Genomic DNA, 20,077 nt, shown 5'->3' with positions numbered 1-20,077 from the left:
GTTATTGGTCAGTTTTTTTCTCTGTGTTACAATACAACCGTTTACTTACTTTCGAGGATAATTATGGAAACCTTAGATAAAATCAAAAAACAAATCAGTGAAAATCCTATTCTTATTTATATGAAAGGCTCACCAAAATTCCCATCTTGTGGCTTTTCAGCGCGTGCAGTAGAAGCATTGATGCATTGCAAAGTGCCTTTTGGTTATGTTGACATTTTACAGCACCCTGATATTCGTGCTGAATTACCAACATATGCAAACTGGCCAACATTCCCACAATTATGGGTTGAAGGTGAGCTAGTAGGTGGTTGTGACATTATGTTAGAAATGTTCCAACAAGGTGAATTACAAACTTTATTAGCTGAAGTGGCAGCAAAACATCCACAAGAATAATCACTTAAAGCCCGCAATTTTGCGGGTTTTCTTTTTTAATCAGCATCACAAACAAATAATAACTTGTTATAATTCGTTGCTAAAATTAACCACACTTTTAGAGAGTTTTATGTCCTTACAGTTTAATTCCGTCGCATTATTATTAGTAGTATTGATTTTGCTCGGTGTATTAAGTAATAACAGTTCAGTGACAATTTCAGCCGCTATTTTGCTATTAATGCAACAAACATTTTTAGCGCAATATATTCCATTTATGGAAAAAAATGGTATCAATATTGGGCTCATTATTCTGACGATTGGTGTATTAAGCCCAATTGTATCAGGCAAAATTCAATTACCTGATGTGAGCATTTTCTTAAACTTGAGAATGTGGCTAGCAGTTGCTGTCGGCTTGTTAGTAGCCTGGCTTGGCGGTCGAGGTATTGGCTTAATGGGTGCACAGCCTGTATTATTGACGGGGCTATTAATTGGCACGATTTTAGGAGTTGCTTTTGCTGGAGGCATTCCAGTTGGACCATTAATTGCGGCAGGTATTCTTTCATTATTTTTAGGTAAATCATAAAGTTAAATAAGGAACAATCAATGAAAAATAAATGGTTATTTATTTCTGCATTAAGTGGATTTTTTTGTATCGCATTTGGTGCATTTGCAGCACACGGCTTAGAAAAAACACTTTCCTCACAAGCCCTTGCGTGGATTGAAACTGGTTTAAAATATCAAATGTTCCACACAGTCGCATTGATGATGCTTGGTGGTTTACAGTCTTATTTACGTATTGATTGTGATAGATGCATTTCTGTGATTGGCACAACTTGGTCATTTGGCATTTTACTTTTTAGTGGCAGCTTATATTTATTAGCGTTAGGTGCAAGCAAAGCCTTGGTATGGGCGACACCAATTGGCGGAACATTATTTTTAATTGGTTGGGTAGCATTAGCATATCGAAGTATTAAAAATTAAGTGGTATGAAGAAGAATTTAAGAAAAACGGAATTTAGCACGTTACAAAAATCCCTATTATCTTCACTGAATGAAGTAATGAATGGAGATTATCGTCAGCTGTTGGCTCGAATTAAAGGCATTAGCACTATTAAAAATGAACAAGCGCAACAAGCAGTCGCAGCTGAAATTCAGTCACAAATCCAGTTAGCACAAGAACGCTTCAATCAGCGTAAAAGTGCGGTTAAAAATATCGAGTTTCCTGAAAACCTCCCAGTAAGTCAGCGTAAAGAAGAAATCCAAAAACTAATAGCACAACATCAAGTAGTGGTGATTGCCGGTGAAACAGGATCGGGGAAAACGACTCAATTACCGAAAATGTGCTTGGAGCTAGGTTTAGGCACAAAAGGCTTAATTGGCCATACGCAGCCTCGCCGTATTGCTGCTCGTTCAGTGGCAACACGTATCGCAGAAGAATTAAACACTGAACTTGGCGATTTAGTCGGTTATAAAGTCCGTTTCACGGATCAAATCAGTGAAAATACGATGGTCAAATTGATGACCGATGGTATTCTATTAGCCGAAATTCAAAGCGATCGCTTTTTAAATCAATATGATACGTTAATCATTGATGAAGCCCATGAACGCAGTTTAAATAATGATTTCATTCTTGGTTATTTAAAACAGCTTTTACCAAAACGCCCTGATCTTAAGGTGATCATCACTTCTGCAACAATTGATGTAGAGCGTTTCTCCAAACATTTTAATAATGCACCAATTATTGAGGTCTCGGGTAGAACTTATCCTGTTGAAGTGCGTTATCGTCCCGTTGTTGAAACTGAAGAGCAAGATCAATTACAAGCTATTTTAGATGCAGTAGATGAGTTACAGGCTGAAGGACGCGGCGATATTCTGATATTTCTGAATGGTGAACGTGAAATTCGTGATACTGCTGAAGCCTTGCAAAAACAGGATTTAAAACAAACTGAAATTCTACCGCTCTTTGCTCGTTTATCAGCACAAGAACAGAATAAAATTTTTAATCCATCTGGTTTAAATCGCATTGTGCTTGCAACTAACGTAGCTGAAACCTCGCTAACTGTGCCTGGTATTAAATATGTGATTGACCCTGGTACAGCGCGTATTTCCCGTTATAGTTACCGCACTAAAGTACAACGTTTACCAATTGAGCCGATTTCTCAGGCTTCGGCAAATCAGCGTAAGGGGCGTTGTGGTCGTGTAAGTGAAGGGATTTGTATCCGCTTGTATTCAGAAGATGATTTTAATAACCGTCCAGAATTTACTGATCCTGAAATTTTACGCACGAATCTTGCTTCGGTTATTTTACAAATGACCGCACTTGGATTGGATGATATTGATGCCTTCCCTTTTGTAGATGCCCCTGATAAACGTAATATTCAAGATGGGATCAAGCTATTAGAAGAATTAGAGGCTTTCCATTTCGTCAAAGCAAAATTTGGTGAAAGACGTCAATTAACGCAAGTAGGTAGACAGTTAGCGCAGTTGCCAGTTGACCCTCGTTTGGCAAAAATGTTGTTGACCGCAGTCAAATTAAATTGTTTACACGAAGTGATGATTATTGTTTCGGCGTTATCGATTCAAGATCCACGTGAGCGACCACAAGAAAAACAACAGTCAGCAGATGATAAACATCGCCGTTTTGCGGATAAAAAATCAGATTTTCTAGCCTTTTTAAATTTATGGCAATTTATTCAAACTCAGCAAAAAGAACTTTCTAAAAATCAATTTCGCCGTTTATGTCAAAAGGATTATTTGAACTATTTAAGAATCCGTGAATGGCAGGATATTTATCATCAAATTCGCCTCACTGTGCGTGAAATGGGGCTGCCAATAAATTCTCAGCCAGCAGAATATTCACAAATTCACACCGCACTTTTAAGTGGTTTGCTATCGCATATTGGGATGAAAGAAAGTGAAAAACAGCAGTATTTAGGTGCTCGCAATGCGCATTTTGCGATTTTCCCTAACTCCGTTTTATTTAAGAAACAGCCGAAATGGTGTATGGCTGCTGAGCTCGTCGAAACCTCAAGACTTTGGGGGCGAATGGTCGCTGATATTGACCCAGAATGGATCGAGCCATTAGCTACGCACTTGATTAAAAAATCCTACGCCGAGCCTCGCTGGTCAAAATCCAAAGGCGCAGTGATGGCAGATGAGAAAGTGAGTTTGTATGGTGTGCCAATTGTAGCAAGTCGCCCAGTGAATTATGGCTCGATAGATCCACAAATGAGCCGCGAAATTTTTATTCAATCTGCATTAGTCGAAGGGGATTGGTTTACCAAACATAAGTTTTTTCACCAAAATCGCCAATTAATCCGCGAAATTGAGGATTTAGAACATAAAAGTCGTCGCCGTGATATTTTGGTGGATGAACGTACTTTGTTTGAGTTTTATGACCAGCGTATTGGTACGGAAGTAGTGTCGCAACGCCATTTTGATAGCTGGTGGAAAAAAGTCAGCCAACAAGACCCCGAATTACTCAATTTTGAAAAAGCCTTTTTAACGAAAGAAGATGCCGAACAAGTGAGTGAGTTGGATTTCCCGAATTTCTGGCATCAAGGCAATTTAAAATTCAAGCTCAGCTATCAATTTGAACCCGGTACTGATGCCGATGGCGTGACGGTACATATTCCATTACCTTTATTAAACCAAGTAGAAATGAAAGGGTTTGATTGGCAAATTCCGGGCTTACGCAAAGAATTGATTATTGCATTAATCAAGTCCCTACCAAAATCTTTACGCCGTAATTTTGTACCAGCACCAAATTACGCTGAGGCATTTTTAGGGCGAGTAAAACCGCTTGAAAAGCCGATTTTAGAAAGCCTGATTTATGAACTGCGTCGAATGACAGGTGTGAGTGTTGAGCCTGAAAGTTGGCAATTAGATCAGTTGCCAAGTCATTTAAAAATGACGTTCCGAGTGATTGATGATAAAGGTAAAAAAATTGCTGAATCAATGGATTTAGATAGCCTGAAATTCCAATTAAAAGATCAGGTTCAAGAAAGCATTTCTGCGGTGGCAGATGATGGTATCGAGCAAAGTGGTATCCATGTTTGGAACTTCGACAGCTTGCCACAATGTTATGAGCAGAAAAAACGAGGCTTTACGGTGAAAGCTTTCCCTGCGATTGTCGATGAAAAAGAAGCAGTAGGGATTAAATTATTTGAAACGGAATTTGAGCAGCAGGTCGCAATGCAACAGGGCTTACGCCGATTATTATTGCTCAACGTGCCTTCGCCGATTAAATATCTACACGAAAAACTGCCGAATAAATCGAAACTTGGTTTGTATTTCACACCCTTTGGGCGAGTATTGGACTTGATTGACGATTGTATTGCCTGTGCCGTAGATAAGCTGATTACCGATTTTGGTGGATTGGTTTGGAATGAAGCGGATTTTGATAAATTGCGTGATTTTATTCGTGAAAACCTAAATGAAACCACCGTTGAAATTGCTAAACAGGTGGAACAAATTTTGACTTTAACTTATGAGCTTAACAAACGCTTAAAAGGTAAAATGGATTTCACCATGGCATTTGCGTTATCTGATATCAAAGCCCAGTTAAATGGTTTGATTTATCAAGGTTTTGTACAAAAAACAGGGTATGCTCGTTTGAGTGACTTACAACGTTATTTACAAGGTATTGATAAACGGATTGATAAATTGTTGCAAGATGTGAATCGTGATCGTGCTGCGATGTTAAGAGTGGAGCAAGTCAACCAAGCGTATCAGCAACTTCTTGCAAAACTGCCAAAATCTAAACCGCACTCTAATGAAATAAAAGAAATTCCATATATGATCGAGGAATTGCGAGTGAGCTTATTTGCCCAACAACTCGGCACAAAATACCCAATTTCAGACAAACGGATTTTAAATGCGATTAAAGAATTAGGTTAAGCGCAAAAAATAAAAGGCAGATATTTCTGCCTTTTTAATATTAATTAAGTATTATTTTCTAACAAATCTATCGTTCTTCAATCGTTCAATTAATTGATGAATATTATTTTTCACAGCTCTATTTCTTGCTTCGGTGGCTCGTATTGCACCCATAAAGTCATAATCAAAAGGAACTGCACCAAAGCTATTAATTTCAATGTTATAAATACTTTCCCCTGAGCTTCTATCAATAAAGTCATATTTTACAGTCATATGAGTATCGAAATTAATACCACTACCTGGTGATTGGAATCTCAATACTTTCGCTAATAATGTTAATTTGATTTTAGCATCATCTTTGAAAATTGCAGTTTTAGCTAATGATTCTTCTAATGAATTCTGGAATGTTGTTTTAAATGATTGTTCATATGTATTGCCAAATACACCAACTTGTAGTTCTCCTTTTTGTTCTTCTTTAGTTGCTATTGATATATTGATTGTTTTAATTTCTGCATCAATTTTTTGTTTAGCTGATACTGGATTTAGATCGCTTGGTGTAAAATTTAGTGAGGCTGGTGTAGATGAACAACCAGCAATTGCAAGGCTTGCTAATCCAATTAGTAAGATTTTTTTCATTTTGTTCTCCCATTTGTTACGAATTTTTACATTATATTTAATTATGAAGTTAATTTCTGTGATATAGATTTTATTTTTAATTTTAAATTACAGAAAATATTATGAATTAAGAAAATGGTTATAAGATATTTACTAAATAAATAGACAATGGAAAATATGTAAGAATAGGAATATAGAAATATATCTAGTTATTCTTAGTGAGTCACTATGTAACAGAATATAAAAAAGCCAGAATATTAATTATTCTGGCTTTTATTAAATCTTTATTGCAATTCGGTGGTGGAGCTGGCGGGAGTTGAACCCGCGTCCGAAATTACTCTACCTTCAGCACTACACGTTTAGTCTTGTCTTTAATTTCATTTACCCACTGCGGACAGACACGCGATAGATAAACTAGCTTGATTCAATTTAACGTTTCGATCCTCAAGCGGAGGCGTCCACGCGATCTCGTTTGAATTTGACTCCTCTTGATCCCCGTCTTACGAGCGGAAGCTGGGGAGAGAAGGCTATGAGCAGGTTATTAAGCTGCTAAAGCGTATTGTTCGTCGTTTGCGACTATTTTTTTGCGGTTTATTTACGAGGCCTACCGCACCTCGACGTGCACCTTGGGCTTCGCTAATCCCGTCGAATCCAGAATCAGCCCCAAAAAGTTGGCATAGTCTATCAAAAACACCTAAGAAATAAAAGACTTTAATGGAAAGTGCGGTGATATTTATCTGATTTTGAATATTGAGTTGAGCGTTTGAAAAAGTAGGGGAAAATTCCCCTACTGATTTGAGATTAGTAAAGTGTCGCTAAGATCACTTGTTCAGGATCGATGCTAATCCAGATTTTTTCTTGTTGTTTGATATTTTCAGATTTGTTGAGCGTTGCGCAGAACTCAACAGTTTCTTCCGTATCGTTATGATTTAAGTTAAGGATAACTTCTTCCACATTACCTTTGTCTGTGATTTTTTGCGCTGTAACTGGGAAAACGTTAATTACATTATCAGTGGGGTGTTCTCGATGTACTTTGACCCAAGGTGCTTTAATCATCATCATCACTTCTTTGCCCAAAACTAATTTTAAACGCACCGCACTTTTTTCTGTAATAGAGACAGTCAATAGGCTTGGGAAACCTTTAATTTGAATGTCCACAAAGCAGTGAATATTTTGATGCCGAAGATTGACTATTTCACCAAAGAATTGATTTCTCGCACTACTTTGTAAGGAAAAACGTGCAGTGGCGTGTAATACGCTATCTAACGGCAAACTTTCATCTTGTAAAATGTGGAACGCCTTTTCTTGAGTTTGTTCTAATAAATCATAGAGCTGAAGTAAGCGTTGTGCATAAATAGTTAATTCTGTTCCGCCACCATTTTTTCCGCCTACGTTACGCTCTAACAGTGGACGAGGACTAATTTCATTCATTGCAGCTAAATGATCCCACGCACTTTTATAGCTCACTTTAGCATTTTTTGCTGCTTGGTTAATGGAGCCACATTTCTGGATTTCCTTTAATAAACGGATACGTTTAGGATCAACAAAGAGTTGTTCTTGTAACTTAATTGTGAGCAAAATTTCAGTATTTAACATCATTTTCTCCCTTATATTTAGCTAAATTTTGATACTTCTCACATTTTAAGATAAAGCCAGTTTTTTATATAGCATTTATTTGTCGAACCATTGTATAATTTTTTATATAAAGTTTAAATCTCAATCAGCTTAACTTTTATGGAGTAAATTCAATGTTTAAATTAAAAATGATCGCAGCTTCACTTGTGACTGCGTGTTTAGCATTTTCTATTTCAGCAGAAGCAAAAGTAACAGTATTTGCAGCAGCATCAATGACTAACGCATTAAACCAAATTGCAGAAGATTATAAAAAAGTAAAACCAGAGCAAGAATTAGTTTTCTCATTTGCTTCTTCTTCAACATTAGCAAAACAAATTGAACAAGGCGCGCCGGCAGATATTTTTATTTCAGCAAATACAAAATGGATGAAACACCTTTCTGACAACAACTTAACCATTAAAGAAACAGAAAAAGTTTTAGCAGGCAATGAGCTTGTGTTAATTGCGCCGGAAGCAAGCAAATTAAAAGATGTGGATGTGGCGAAAGGTGAATGGGTTGCAGAGTTGAAAGACAGTTTCTTATCAGTGGGCGATCCTGATCACGTACCAGCTGGCCAATATGCGAAAGAAGCCTTAACCAACTTAAAATTATGGGATAAAGTGGAGGCTAAATTAGCACGTGGTAAAGATGTGCGTGCAGCACTTGCGCTAGTTGAGCGTGCTGAGGCGCCATTAGGTATCGTATATAGTACCGATGGTAAAGTGAGCAAAGGTGTGAAAATCGTTGGTGTGTTCCCTGCGGATACTTACAAAGCGGTGGAATATCCAGTTGCTTTATTGAAAGATCGCGATAATACTGAAACACGTGATTTCTTGAAATATTTAGAATCAGCAGAGGCGAAAAAAGTGCTTATAAGCTACGGTTTCTCTGTGAAATAATTATAATGAGAAAGGATGCTTGAATGGCATCCTTATTCTTTTTGTTACTACAAATTATTACTGCAAAGAGCGGTCAATTTTTACAAAATTTTCTCAAATAATGGAATAGCCTTTGTTTACTGAACTTTTTACTTCGCTCGGCTTAAGTGCGATGGAAATTCAAGCGGTAAAATTAAGCTTGAGTGTATCGCTTAATGCGATTTTATGGAGTTTGCCTTTTGCCATTTTTATGGCGTGGTTATTGGCTCGAAAGAATTTTTATGGCAAATCTATCCTTAGTGGGATCATTCATTTACCTTTAGTCTTACCGCCTGTTGTGATTGGTTATTTATTGTTAGTTGCGATGGGGCGCAACGGTCTTATTGGTAAATATCTTTATAGCTGGTTTAGCTTTTCTTTTGCCTTCAGTTGGAATGGTGCGGTGCTTGCGGCTGCGGTGGTGGCTTTCCCTTTAGTGGTGCGTGCTATTCGGCTCTCTTTAGAAAGCATTGATATGAAATTAGAACAAGCTGCACAAACTTTAGGTGCATCCGCTTGGCGTGTATTTTTTACTATTACTTTACCGCTTTCTTTGCCAGGTATTTTAGCTGGATTAGTTTTAGGCTTTGCACGCTCATTAGGCGAATTTGGTGCCACTATTGCTTTTGTGTCCAATATTGCCGGTGAGACACAAACCATTCCTTTGGCAATGTACACATTTATTCAGACACCAGGTGCAGAAGAACAAGCAGCAAGATTATGTGTGCTGGCAATTATCCTTTCCTTGATTTCATTATTACTATCTGAATGGTTAGCAAAAAATATGCAGAAAAAATTGGGGCAGAGTAATGCTACAAATTAATGTGAAAAAGCAATTAGGCAATCTTAACCTGGATGTGAATCTACAAATTCCAGCACGTGGGGTGACAGCACTGTTTGGCTTATCTGGCTCTGGAAAATCTTCATTAATTAATTTAGTAAGTGGATTAGTTCACCCCGATGAAGGTGCGATTTCATTAAATCAACGTATTTTAGTCGATAAAGCGACGAATATTTGTATTCCGGCTTATCAACGCCATATCGGTTATGTTTTCCAAGATGCGCGTTTATTTCCACATTACACAGTGAAGGGCAATTTATGTTATGGCGTGAAAGCGTTTGAGCAAACTGAATTTGATTACATTGTGTCACTGTTGGGTATTGAACATTTACTCAAACGCTATCCAATCACTTTATCTGGGGGGGAAAAACAACGTGTGGCGATAGGGCGAGCATTGCTGACTAAACCTGAAATATTGTTAATGGATGAACCTCTTTCTGCACTAGATTTACCACGTAAACGAGAGTTAATGACGTATCTTGAAAAACTGTCAAAAGAAATTGAAATTCCAATTTTATATGTGACACATAGCATTGATGAGCTTCTGCGATTGGCTGAGAATGTAGTGTTGTTAGAAGATGGAAAAGTACGTGCTTATGATTCTTTAGAGGCGATTTGGGAAAATCCGTTATTTTTACCTTGGAAATTAGAAGATGAACAAAGTGCGGTGCTTTCTTTGCCTGTTTTAGAAAATAAAACTTCATATAAAATGACCGCACTTTCACTAGGTGAGCTCAGTCATCAGAAAATCTGGATTAAAGAACAGAATGTGAATGTGGGGGATAAAGTCCGTATTTGCATTAAAGGATCGGATGTTTCTGTTAGCTTAGTAATGCCACAAAAAACCAGTATTCGGAATATTTTAGAAGGGACAATCAGCAATATTGTGGTGCGAGAAAACAGGGTAGATGTTCAGATTGCGATTGCAGATAAACACCTTTGGGCAACCATCAGCAAATGGGCATTAGAGGATTTAGGTTTGCAAATTGGACAAACTGTTTTTACTCAAGTGAAAGCAGTCTCTGTTGTGTAATTGGTTGCGGTCATTGATAAAAAATGACCGCACTTTTATGAGGAGCTATAGCACAACTGTTTTATTTTTATAGACAAAAATACGATCGTTTAAAGCTAATTCTAACGCACGACTTAAAACAGTTTTTTCTACATCGCGTCCTGCACGCATCATCGCTTCTGCATTATAAGTGTGGTCAACATTAATCACATTTTGCATAATGATTGGACCTTGGTCTAATTCATTATTAATGAAATGTGCAGTTGCTCCAATAATTTTCACGCCACGCTCATAAGCTTGATGATAAGGTTTTGCACCAATAAATGCTGGTAAGAATGAATGGTGAATATTAATCACTCGGTTTGGATAACGCGCTACAAATTCAGGATTCAATACGCGCATATATTTAGCTAATACAATGTAATCTGGTGAATATTCATCAATTTTTTCTGCTAATAATTTATCGTGCTCAACACGTGTTAAGTTTTCGTGACTGATGCAATGGAATGGAATGTCAAAACGTTCTACTAATGTTTTTAATGTATCGTGGTTACCGATCACCGCTGCGATTTCAACATCTAGTCCGCCGTAATAATTTTTCATTAAAATATCACCGATACAGTGCGCTTCTTTAGTCACTAAAATAACAATGCGTTTACGTTTTTTGCTGATTAAACGGCAATTTGTTCCTGTCGGGAGGCTATATTGTAAGTCCGCTAAAAGTGTTGTTTCGTTGAAAATACCTTCTAACTCGGTTCTCATAAAGAAATGTTTTGTTTCAAAATCCACAAACTCATTATTTTGAAGGATGTTGAGCTGATGTTTATAACAAATATTAGTAATTTTAGCGATAAGCCCTTTGTCATCTGGACAATCAGTTAATAGAATTTTATTTTCGATCATAATAGTACGTTTAGATGTATATCAAATAAATTAAAACCCATTAAAAAATGGGTTTTAATATGAAAAGGGAAAATAATTAAATTTCAAATGAAGACAATGATTTTCCTTCATTCAACGCAATTTGAATTGGACGAGGTGTTCTTCCTTGACCAGTCCAAGTTTTTACCTCACCATTTTCATCTACATATTTATATTTAGCTGGACGAGGTTGTCTTTTCTTACGTTGGCTAGTTGGATTTTGTGCTAAAATTTCAGCTAGCTCTTCTGCAGTAATTCCTTCTTGCTTCAATGATTCCTTCAATTTAGCAATTCTTTCTTGACGTGCTGTTTCTTGGCGTAATGCTTCCTCTTCCTCTGCACGTTTTGCATCAACAACTTGTTGGAATTTTTCCAACGCTGCTTCTAGTTGCTGCAATGTGGATTCTCGAGCCAAAACACGTAAGCTACGAATGTTATTTAGAGTTTTTAGTAGTTCACTCATTTTTTTTCCTCATATCATTTAGCAAAGATTAGTTATTAGTAATAACTAACTTTTCAGATGATATAGTAAATAAAGGGGTTGGTAAATAATATTTTATTATGACAATTGGGATTTTCATATTTAATATTCAATCTATTGTCAATTTATTTCATTCTATTAAAAATATCGTCTTTTAACTATTGGCATTTGTTCATTTTTCAGGTAGTCTTGAGCAATCCTACATATGTAGAGGTGCGATCACTATAAGTATTTTTTCTGAGTGGATAACGATGAGGAAAAATGAAAGGAGTGACCGCCGAAATCAATTAGAAGTCATTCTAATTGGTTGGTGGCGTCTTCGAAAGGAACGTCACTGTCATAGTCTTTTTAGTCACTATGGAGCGCTACTGGTTGGGGTCAGGTCTTATTTGCCTACCTTTTAGAATACTTCTCTATTTATTCAGTGGTTATCCCTTTTTTTATAAGGTAGAAAACTTATGGAACTTATCGATTATTCAACGTCGGTTTGGTCGGTTATCCCACCAATATTGGCATTATTGTTAGCAATTGCAACTCGTCGTGTTATTTTATCACTTAGCCTTGGTATTATTGTTGGCTCTTTAATGCTAGCAGATTTTAATATTTTGAGTGGACTAGGTTATTTGAAAAATAATGTTTCATCACTGTTCTATGGTGAAGAAGGTCTGAATTCAAATAACATCAATATTATTTTATTCTTATTATTACTCGGTGTATTGACCGCACTTTTAACGGTATCTGGCAGTAATAGAGCATTCGCAGAATGGGCTCAAAAACGCATTAAAGATAGACGTGGCGCAAAATTACTTGCGGCCTCTTTAGTATTCGTGACTTTTATTGATGACTATTTTCATAGTTTAGCAGTCGGTGCGATTGCAAGTCCTGTTACCGATAAATTTAAAGTATCACGTGCAAAACTTGCTTATATTTTAGACTCTACAGCTGCTCCGATGTGTGTACTAATGCCTGTTTCAAGTTGGGGAGCTTATATTATTACTTTAATCGCCGGATTGCTCGCAACTTATTCGATCACTGAATATTCACCAATTGGTGCATTTATGACAATGAGTGCAATGAACTTTTATGCAGTCTTTTCTATTTTAATGGTCTTTTTTGTTGCTTATTTTTCCTTTGATATTGGTTCAATGGCAAGACACGAACGTACTGCATTAGAAAGTACTACTCACTTTGATGTTGAAGAAACTGGTGTTAAAGGTCGTGTACGTAACCTTGTTTTGCCAATTGCAGTGTTAATTGTTGCGACAGTAGGAATGATGCTTTATACCGGTTATGAAGTGTTAGCTGCAGATAATAAACCTTTTGATATTTTAGGTGCATTTGAAAATACAACAGTGGGTATTTCTTTAGTTTTTGGTGGTGTAAGTGCGGTGGTTGTTTCAACAATTTGTATTCTACTTGATCGTCAAGTGAGCTTATCTGAATATCGCACAGCTTGGATTGTTGGTATGAAATCAATGTTGGGAGCAATCTTAATTTTATTATTTGCTTGGACAATTAATAATGTTGTTGGCGATATGAAAACAGGGGTTTACTTATCTTCATTAGTATCTGATAGCTTGCCAGTTTCTGTATTGCCTGCATTATTATTCATTCTAACTGCAATAATGGCCTTTTCGACGGGGACAAGTTGGGGAACATTTGGGATTATGTTACCAATTGCTGCTGCAATCGCAGCAAATGCAGCCCCTGAGTTAATGCTCCCTTGTTTATCAGCTGTAATGGCAGGTGCAGTATGTGGTGACCACTGTTCACCAATTTCAGATACCACAATTTTATCCTCTACAGGAGCAAGATGTGATCATATCGATCATGTAACTACGCAATTGCCTTATGCGATTTTAATTGCGGTTGCATCAATTTTAGGTTACTTAGTCTTAGGGTTCACGCTTTCAGGGCTTTTAGGTTTTATAACTACGGGTGTGGTATTAGTTATTTTGGTATTTCTTTTTAAACGTAAATAAATGTGATCTAGATCACACTTTACAATAAATTTTTCAAATTTATCATATATTTATAAAATGCGACTCCATGTCGCATTTTTTATGTTTTTTATAGTTGTGATGATATTTTATTCTTAATAATTATTTATTTTTAGTTTTAAATTCTATTTGATGTCTTTTTTATTCTCTTTTACCAGTTAAAAATCACTAGACAGTGAATGGCCTTTTCGATACAACACTTAAAAGAATATTGCTTTTTAACATTCTTGTAACATAACAAGATAAATATAAAAAAATAGTAGTCATTTTGAGAGGTGAAAATGAAAAAGTTGTCAGGCGCAGAAATGGTTGTACAGTCTTTGAGGGATGAGGGCGTCGAATTTTTGTTTGGCTATCCTGGTGGATCTGTTTTAGATATTTATGATGCAATTCATACATTAGGTGGGATTGAGCATATTCTTGTCCGTCACGAGCAAGCCGCTGTGCATATGGCAGATGGCTATGCTCGAGCAACTGGAAAAGTCGGTTGCGTGCTTGTGACTTCAGGGCCAGGGGCAACTAATACCATTACGGGCATTGCTACGGCTTATATGGATTCTATTCCAATGGTGATTTTATCCGGTCAAGTGATGTCTGGTTTAATCGGTAGTGATGCGTTTCAAGAATGCGATATGATTGGAATTTCTCGCCCAGTGGTAAAACACAGTTTTTTGGTAAAAAGTGCGGAAGATATTCCTGAGGTGATCAAAAAAGCATTTTATATTGCTTCAACAGGGCGCCCTGGACCTGTGGTTATCGATTTACCTAAAGATGTGGTCAATCCAGCAAATAAATATACTTACCATTATCCAGACAAAGTTGAATTGCGTTCTTATAACCCAACAGTCTATGGGCATAAAGGGCAGATTAAGAAAGCATTGAAAGCCCTACTTGTAGCGAAAAAGCCGGTGTTATTTGTTGGTGGTGGAGTAATTATTGCGAATTGCAGTGAACAAGTAACTCGTTTTGCTCAAACGTTAAATTTGCCAGTGACATCGTCTTTAATGGGGTTAGGGGCTTATCCAAGTTCAGATAAGCAGTTTTTGGGAATGTTGGGGATGCATGGTACTTACGAAGCCAATAATGCCATGCACCATAGTGATGTTATTCTAGGGATTGGTGTGCGTTTTGATGATCGAACAACCAATAATTTAGCCAAATATTGTCCAAATGCCAAAGTGATCCATATTGATATTGATCCTAGCTCGATTTCAAAAAATGTGCTATCAGCAATTCCAATCGTAGGTAGTGCAGAAAAAGTATTAAATGAGTTTTTAGCGTTATTAGAAGATGAAAATTTAATAAAATCTCAAGCTAATCTTGATGAATGGTGGCTGGAAATTGAACAATGGAAAGCTGTGAAGTGCTTGGATTTTGAGCGTAATAGTCAAGTGATCAAGCCACAGCAAGTGATAGAAATGGTTTACCGTTTAACAAAAGGCGATGCTTATATTGCATCAGATGTTGGGCAACATCAAATGTTTGCTGCCTTACATTATCCATTTGATAAGCCTCGCCGTTGGATTAATTCAGGTGGGTTAGGTACTATGGGATTTGGTTTGCCAGCTGCTTTAGGGGCCAAATTAGCGTATCCAGAATCTACGGTGGTGTGTGTGACGGGAGATGGTAGCATTCAAATGAACATCCAGGAACTTTCTACTGCACAACAATATGAAATTCCGATTGTGATTATTAGTTTAAATAATCGTTTCCTAGGGATGGTAAAACAGTGGCAAGATATTATTTATTCAGGACGTCATTCACAGTCTTATATGAATTCATTGCCGAATTTTGTCAAACTTGCTGAAGCTTATGGACATATTGGTATTCAAATTAATACACCGAATGAGTTAGAGGAAAAATTAACTCAGGCATTCTCTATAAAAGATAGGTTAGTGTTTGTTGACATTAATGTTGATGCAACAGAACACGTGTATCCAATGCAAGTACGAGGGGGAGCTATGAATGAGATGATCTTAACTAAATCGGAGAATGTATAATGCGTAGAATTTTATCTGTTTTGTTAGAAAACGAATCTGGAGCGTTATCTCGTGTGGTTGCATTATTTTCTCAACGTGCATTCAACATAGAAAGTTTAACTGTTGCACCTACTGATGATCCGACGTTATCGCGAATGACTATTGAAGCCTATGGCGATGAAAAAGTATTGGAGCAAATTGAAAAGCAATTACATAAATTAGTGGATGTGTTTAAAGTCATTAGTTTAAGTGACTGCGAACATATTGAGCGAGAAGTGATGTTAGTTAAAGCAAAGGCTCAAGGAGGATCAAGAGATGAATTGAAGCGTTTAGCGGATATTTATCGTGGGCAAATTGTAGATGTCACACCTAAGTCTTATACAATTCAACTGACAGGTACGAAAGACAAACTTGATGCCTTTATTCGTGCAATACAAGAAGATACAAAAATTATTGAAATTGTACGTTCAGGATTAATTAGTTTATCTCGTGGTGAGAAGAATTGCTTGTAGTTTTTTCTTTTTTAATACCAGAAAGTGCGGCTTAATTTTAGATTAAGCCGTATTTTTTATATTTGGATATTTTTAATGTGAATAGGTTTTTTTATTCAAATTGAGCTTATTTATCTATTTTTGCCAGTATTTTATTATTTACATTTATTTACATTTTGGGTGTTTGAGTAGTTATCATTATTTTATCTAAGAGTGATAATAATTGAAAAAATAGAAAATATACGGGGTAAATAAAGTAAATTAGAGAAAATTATTGTTTCATATAGATATATTCATATCAAAAAAGTGATTTTCCCGCTTTGTGTGTTGGATCATAATAATGATATAATTTTAAACATTATTATTTACATTTCTTTACAAATGGAGGAGTAAAGAAATGTTCTGGACAATAAAAATGTTTTATGAATTTATAGATTGCAACATTTAAGGAGTGAATGTGAAATTAGAAGAATTAGCTAAGCTGGCAGGTGTCTCTCGTACGACCGCAAGTTATGTAGTGAATGGGAAAGCAAAGCAGTATCGAGTAAGTGATCAGACTATTGAAAAGGTTGAAAAACTGATTAAAAAATATGATTTTAAACCGAATGCAATGGCTGCAGGATTACGCGCAGGTAAAAGTAATACAATCGGCTTGATCGTACCTGATTTTGAGAATGTAAGTTATGCGAAAATTGCAAATCGTTTAGAAAACAGTTTTCGTGAAAGAGGGTATCAATTACTTATCGCTTGTTCTAATGATAGTGCTGAAAATGAAATCCAATGTGCGAAGAACTTATTTCAACGTCGTATTGATGCGTTGATCGTATCAACAGCATTACCTTTTGATACGGATTTTTACCAGCGTGTGGCAAATGTGCCAGTGATTGCTTTTGATCGTCAATTGAAAAGTAATGCAACAATGCTACTAACTGATGATGAGGGCGATGCTTATCGGTTAGCACAACGGTTAGTGAATAAGCACCCAAATCATACAAAGATTTTATTTTTTGGAGCATTTCCAAGCTTATCAATGAGCTTTTCGCGTGAAAAAGGTTTCCGTGATGCGTTACGAGAGCAAGGAAAATCAATCAACTTTGTTTATGCGGATAAGTTTCATAAATCAGCCTCAGAAAATGTATTTCGTAGTTGGTTGGAAAAAAATGAAATGCCTGATGCTATCTTTGTGACTTCATTGAGTTTATTACAAGGTATTCTGAAGGTTTTAGTGAAACGCGAGGACGGTATTCCAAAAGATTTAGTGATTGCGACTTTTGGCCATCATGAAATGCTAGACTTCCTTGATAATGATGTTATTTGTTGTGTTCAAAATCATGAAAAAATTGTTCAATCATTACTAAGTTTAGTTCTTGATTCTGTTAAATACAAAGATAGTTTGCAAGCACAAGATATCATTGTTCGTGATCTGATTGAAAAATGTGCTTAGTGTCATAACTATTACTCAATGATAGGAATCGTTACGGGAGAGGGCAGGGGTTCTGGCTGTCCTAAAAAGTGCGGTTCCTTTTCAATTAGAATATCCCATAAAAGCTGTAAACGGGCAAAAAATTCCCTAAATCTTACAAAATGGTAGCCTTGAGGGTAGTTTGCTACAAAGCAAATTGCATCAATATTGTGATATTTAGCAATGAATAATGCACGTTCGCAGTGAAATTTCTGTGTAATAATTGTAAAAGAATGTGCTTTAAAAACTCGATCAGCACGAATAACTGAATCAAGAGTCCTAAATCCTGCAAAATCCATATACATAAATTCCGTAGAAATACCCATTTTTTTGAGGTCTTGAAACATTGTGCGGGGTTCATTGTATTGAAGTGTTCTATTATCGCCACTTAACAGTAAATAATCAACTTTACCGGCTGAAAACAGTTCATAAGTAGAAAGTAAACGATTGTGATAGAACAAGTTGATTGAGTTTTGTCCGAAGTATTTTGATGTACCTAATACAACACCATATGGTCGATAAGGCAGCTTATTTATATCGGTATAAATTTGATTGCGAACATAAAAGCCTATTGCTTGATCGATAACAACTAAGGAAATGATAGAACATAAGAGAGCTGCTATTAGATAGCGGAATGCACGCTTCAAAGATGAATGTTTTAATATTGAAGATAAGGCAATCATTCTATGCATTAAAATTTATCAAAATTAGATTTACCATAATGAAAAAAGGGTTGAAGTGCAAGCTGAATTTTAGTAGATTTATACGTAAAGACGTTTAGACTTCCGAAATCGAAATTTTAACGTTAGGCAAACATTATTGCATTTATTGCAAACACAACAATAAATAATGGACGACAGAATGGCTGTGCAAACTGTAACTCTCTTTACCGATACCCCTTTGAATTTATGTTTAGGTGGGCAATTGCAATATATTGATGTTGCTTACCAAACTTATGGGACACTAAACCCAAATAAGAGTAATGTTGTTTTGCTTTGCCACGCATTAACAGGGGATGCAGAGCCTTATTTTGATGATGATCGTCAAGGGTGGTGGCAGAGTTTTATTGGCCCAGGACTCGCTCTTGATACATCGCGCTATTTTTTCGTGTGCTCAAATGTATTGGGTGGCTGTAAAGGGACAACTGGTCCCTCTTCTTTACAACCGACAACGCAGAAGCCTTATGGTAGTCAGTTCCCGAATATTATCGTGCAAGATATTATTCGTGTGCAAAAAGCCTTATTGGATAAATTAGATATTCCTCATTTGCATGCAGTGATCGGTGGATCTTTCGGTGGAATGCAAGCAACGCAGTGGGCAATTGATTATCCTGATTTTGTTGATAACATCGTAAATCTTTGTTCTTCCTTATTTTTTGGAGCAGAAGCTATTGGATTTAACCACATAATGCGCCAAGCTGTAATTAATGATCCCAATTTTAATGGCGGTGACTACTATGAAAGTGAGGCTCCTGAAAAAGGACTTGCGATTGCACGTATGTTAGGAATGTTGACCTATCGAACAGATTTGCAATTAACAAAAGCATTTGGACGTGCAACTAAAGCAGAACCGAAGTTTTGGGGCGATTATTTTCAAGTGGAATCTTACTTAAGTTATCAAGGGCAGAAATTTTTAGCGCGTTTTGATGCAAATAGTTATTTGCATTTACTCAGGGCTCTTGATTTGTATGATCCTAGTTTTGGTTATTCTGACATCAAAACAGCATTGTCCCGTATTAAGGCTAGATATACACTTGTTGCAATTGAGAACGATCAGCTATTCAAATTAGTAGAATTGCATAAAAGTAGAAAACTATTGGAAGAAAATGGTGTACAATTGAGTTACTTTGAGTGTTATTCTGATTATGGGCATGATGCTTTTCTGGTTGATTACGCTGTATTCGAAGGAAAGATTCGTGCAGCATTAGCACCAGAATATAACTAAAGAATTTACATAAAATAGACCGCACTTGCTCCTAAAAGATACGGATATCTAAGTGCGGTCCTATTTTTTGTTATTTTAATAATTGCATTTGATGATGAATAAATTGAGTTGCAAGTTCAGCAACTTTCAGCCCATTTGGTAAGTAAAGATCAGGTGCAATTTCAAATAATGGAATAATAACAAATTCACGTTGGTGCATATCATAGTGTGGTACTGTTAAACGTTCAGTTTGTATTATTTCATCGTTATATAATAAAATATCTAAATCCAAAGTTCTTTCGCCCCAACGACGAACACGAATGCGGCCTTGTGTATTTTCAATATGTTGTAGATGATCTAACAAAGCCAATGGTTCAAGTTGTGTGTCTAAACAAGCTACAGCATTTACATAATCAGGTTGATCTTGTGGTCCCAGTGGTTTACTTTGATAAAAAGAACTTACTTGAACAAGCTGACTGTTAGGTAGTTCAGATAGTGCAGATAAAGCAGAATTTAATTGCTCAATAGGAGTATTGAGATTACTACCTAAAGCGATATAACAACGTTTCATT

The 20,077-nt window shown here is 36.4% G+C and carries 18 protein-coding genes, 1 other RNA gene and 1 riboswitch; of the genes, 12 read left to right on the top strand and 7 right to left on the bottom strand.

All coding sequences use genetic code 11. The features are described from left to right. Window positions 1-63 precede the first annotated feature (63 nt). From grxD to hrpA, 4 genes are all read left to right on the top strand, one after another. The gene (gene grxD / locus CKV78_RS05215) at window positions 64-393 is read left to right on the top strand and encodes a Grx4 family monothiol glutaredoxin (protein ID WP_005762620.1); all 330 of its coding nucleotides are present in this window, start codon (window positions 64-66) and stop codon (window positions 391-393) included. A 109-nt stretch (window positions 394-502) separates the two neighbouring features. After that, window positions 503-955 carry a DUF441 domain-containing protein gene (locus CKV78_RS05210; RefSeq protein WP_005762618.1) on the top strand — a complete coding sequence of 151 codons (453 nt, stop codon included), beginning with the start codon at window positions 503-505 and terminating at the stop codon, window positions 953-955. 20 nt (window positions 956-975) lie between these two features. Beyond that, a complete protein-coding gene (locus tag CKV78_RS05205) occupies window positions 976-1,353 on the top strand; it encodes a DUF423 domain-containing protein (RefSeq protein ID WP_005762616.1) in 378 nt (125 codons plus the stop codon). 5 nt (window positions 1,354-1,358) lie between these two features. Then, the gene (gene hrpA, locus CKV78_RS05200) at window positions 1,359-5,270 is read left to right on the top strand and encodes an ATP-dependent RNA helicase HrpA (protein ID WP_005762614.1); all 3,912 of its coding nucleotides are present in this window, start codon (window positions 1,359-1,361) and stop codon (window positions 5,268-5,270) included. Window positions 5,271-5,321: 51 nt separating this feature from the next. Here the strand turns inward: hrpA and CKV78_RS05195 are convergent, their stop codons facing one another. From CKV78_RS05195 to CKV78_RS05185, 3 genes are all read right to left on the bottom strand, one after another. Further along, a complete protein-coding gene (locus CKV78_RS05195; RefSeq protein ID WP_005762612.1) occupies window positions 5,322-5,885 on the bottom strand; it encodes a YajG family lipoprotein in 564 nt (187 codons plus the stop codon). Window positions 5,886-6,162: 277 nt separating this feature from the next. Further along, window positions 6,163-6,529: a transfer-messenger RNA gene (ssrA, locus tag CKV78_RS05190) on the bottom strand. A 136-nt stretch (window positions 6,530-6,665) separates the two neighbouring features. Further along, entirely contained in the window at window positions 6,666-7,463 is a 798-nt protein-coding gene (locus CKV78_RS05185) for a TOBE domain-containing protein (RefSeq protein WP_005762611.1), read from the bottom strand. Between the two features lie 149 nt (window positions 7,464-7,612). Here CKV78_RS05185 and modA point away from each other — a divergent pair, with 149 nt between their 5' ends. From modA to modC, 3 genes are all read left to right on the top strand, one after another. Further along, window positions 7,613-8,377, top strand: a complete 765-nt coding sequence (gene modA / locus CKV78_RS05180; protein WP_005762610.1) for a molybdate ABC transporter substrate-binding protein — start codon at window positions 7,613-7,615, stop codon at window positions 8,375-8,377. A 151-nt stretch (window positions 8,378-8,528) separates the two neighbouring features. Further along, window positions 8,529-9,218 (top strand): molybdate ABC transporter permease subunit, encoded by a 690-nt coding sequence (gene modB, locus CKV78_RS05175; RefSeq protein ID WP_005762609.1) that lies wholly within the window; start codon window positions 8,529-8,531, stop codon window positions 9,216-9,218. Further along, window positions 9,205-10,269, top strand: a complete 1,065-nt coding sequence (modC, locus tag CKV78_RS05170; protein ID WP_005762607.1) for a molybdenum ABC transporter ATP-binding protein ModC — start codon at window positions 9,205-9,207, stop codon at window positions 10,267-10,269. The genes modB and modC overlap by 14 nt, the downstream gene beginning before the upstream one ends. Before the next feature lie 45 nt (window positions 10,270-10,314). Here the strand turns inward: modC and purU are convergent, their stop codons facing one another. Further along, a complete protein-coding gene (gene purU / locus CKV78_RS05165) occupies window positions 10,315-11,151 on the bottom strand; it encodes a formyltetrahydrofolate deformylase (protein WP_005762605.1) in 837 nt (278 codons plus the stop codon). A 76-nt stretch (window positions 11,152-11,227) separates the two neighbouring features. Then, window positions 11,228-11,632, bottom strand: a complete 405-nt coding sequence (locus tag CKV78_RS05160; protein WP_005762603.1) for an H-NS family histone-like protein — start codon at window positions 11,630-11,632, stop codon at window positions 11,228-11,230. Between the two features lie 218 nt (window positions 11,633-11,850). Continuing rightward, window positions 11,851-12,026, top strand: a riboswitch (Lysine riboswitch). 82 nt (window positions 12,027-12,108) lie between these two features. Between CKV78_RS05160 and CKV78_RS05155 the strand changes: the two genes are divergently transcribed. The 4 genes from CKV78_RS05155 (at window position 12,109) to cra (ending at window position 17,564) form a co-directional block, all read left to right on the top strand. Then, complete coding sequence (locus tag CKV78_RS05155; protein ID WP_005762601.1) at window positions 12,109-13,632, top strand: Na+/H+ antiporter NhaC family protein; 1,524 nt, start codon at window positions 12,109-12,111, stop codon at window positions 13,630-13,632. Between the two features lie 299 nt (window positions 13,633-13,931). Beyond that, window positions 13,932-15,650, top strand: coding sequence for an acetolactate synthase 3 large subunit (locus CKV78_RS05150; RefSeq protein WP_005762599.1), 1,719 nt, complete (start codon window positions 13,932-13,934; stop codon window positions 15,648-15,650). Next, window positions 15,650-16,141 carry an acetolactate synthase small subunit gene (gene ilvN / locus CKV78_RS05145; RefSeq protein ID WP_005762597.1) on the top strand — a complete coding sequence of 164 codons (492 nt, stop codon included), beginning with the start codon at window positions 15,650-15,652 and terminating at the stop codon, window positions 16,139-16,141. Before CKV78_RS05150 ends, ilvN begins: the two co-directional genes overlap by 1 nt. Window positions 16,142-16,571: 430 nt before the next feature. Beyond that, window positions 16,572-17,564 (top strand): catabolite repressor/activator, encoded by a 993-nt coding sequence (gene cra / locus CKV78_RS05140; protein ID WP_005762596.1) that lies wholly within the window; start codon window positions 16,572-16,574, stop codon window positions 17,562-17,564. A gap of 11 nt (window positions 17,565-17,575) precedes the next feature. Here cra and CKV78_RS05135 read toward each other — a convergent pair whose 3' ends face one another. Beyond that, window positions 17,576-18,265 (bottom strand): SanA/YdcF family protein, encoded by a 690-nt coding sequence (locus tag CKV78_RS05135; protein WP_005762594.1) that lies wholly within the window; start codon window positions 18,263-18,265, stop codon window positions 17,576-17,578. Between the two features lie 178 nt (window positions 18,266-18,443). Between CKV78_RS05135 and metX the strand changes: the two genes are divergently transcribed. Further along, window positions 18,444-19,526, top strand: a complete 1,083-nt coding sequence (metX, locus tag CKV78_RS05130; RefSeq protein ID WP_032855205.1) for a homoserine O-acetyltransferase MetX — start codon at window positions 18,444-18,446, stop codon at window positions 19,524-19,526. A gap of 70 nt (window positions 19,527-19,596) precedes the next feature. Here metX and folK read toward each other — a convergent pair whose 3' ends face one another. Beyond that, window positions 19,597-20,076 (bottom strand): 2-amino-4-hydroxy-6-hydroxymethyldihydropteridine diphosphokinase, encoded by a 480-nt coding sequence (gene folK, locus CKV78_RS05125; protein WP_005762591.1) that lies wholly within the window; start codon window positions 20,074-20,076, stop codon window positions 19,597-19,599. Window position 20,077 lies beyond the last annotated feature (1 nt).

The sequence above is a fragment of the Pasteurella dagmatis genome (assembly GCF_900186835.1).
GTDB lineage: Bacteria > Pseudomonadota > Gammaproteobacteria > Enterobacterales > Pasteurellaceae > Pasteurella > Pasteurella dagmatis.
This window is presented reverse-complemented; position numbering and strand designations above follow the sequence as displayed.

Coding starts and splice junctions, on each gene's coding strand:
- grxD (WP_005762620.1), top strand. CDS start 64: ATGGAAACCTTAGATAAAATCAAAAAACAAATCAGTGAAAATCCTATT.
- CKV78_RS05210 (WP_005762618.1), top strand. CDS start 503: ATGTCCTTACAGTTTAATTCCGTCGCATTATTATTAGTAGTATTGATT.
- CKV78_RS05205 (WP_005762616.1), top strand. CDS start 976: ATGAAAAATAAATGGTTATTTATTTCTGCATTAAGTGGATTTTTTTGT.
- hrpA (WP_005762614.1), top strand. CDS start 1,359: ATGAAGAAGAATTTAAGAAAAACGGAATTTAGCACGTTACAAAAATCC.
- CKV78_RS05195 (WP_005762612.1), bottom strand. CDS start 5,885: ATGAAAAAAATCTTACTAATTGGATTAGCAAGCCTTGCAATTGCTGGT.
- CKV78_RS05185 (WP_005762611.1), bottom strand. CDS start 7,463: ATGATGTTAAATACTGAAATTTTGCTCACAATTAAGTTACAAGAACAA.
- modA (WP_005762610.1), top strand. CDS start 7,613: ATGTTTAAATTAAAAATGATCGCAGCTTCACTTGTGACTGCGTGTTTA.
- modB (WP_005762609.1), top strand. CDS start 8,529: ATGGAAATTCAAGCGGTAAAATTAAGCTTGAGTGTATCGCTTAATGCG.
- modC (WP_005762607.1), top strand. CDS start 9,205: ATGCTACAAATTAATGTGAAAAAGCAATTAGGCAATCTTAACCTGGAT.
- purU (WP_005762605.1), bottom strand. CDS start 11,151: ATGATCGAAAATAAAATTCTATTAACTGATTGTCCAGATGACAAAGGG.
- CKV78_RS05160 (WP_005762603.1), bottom strand. CDS start 11,632: ATGAGTGAACTACTAAAAACTCTAAATAACATTCGTAGCTTACGTGTT.
- CKV78_RS05155 (WP_005762601.1), top strand. CDS start 12,109: ATGGAACTTATCGATTATTCAACGTCGGTTTGGTCGGTTATCCCACCA.
- CKV78_RS05150 (WP_005762599.1), top strand. CDS start 13,932: ATGAAAAAGTTGTCAGGCGCAGAAATGGTTGTACAGTCTTTGAGGGAT.
- ilvN (WP_005762597.1), top strand. CDS start 15,650: ATGCGTAGAATTTTATCTGTTTTGTTAGAAAACGAATCTGGAGCGTTA.
- CKV78_RS05135 (WP_005762594.1), bottom strand. CDS start 18,265: ATGATTGCCTTATCTTCAATATTAAAACATTCATCTTTGAAGCGTGCA.
- metX (WP_032855205.1), top strand. CDS start 18,444: ATGGCTGTGCAAACTGTAACTCTCTTTACCGATACCCCTTTGAATTTA.
- folK (WP_005762591.1), bottom strand. CDS start 20,076: ATGAAACGTTGTTATATCGCTTTAGGTAGTAATCTCAATACTCCTATT.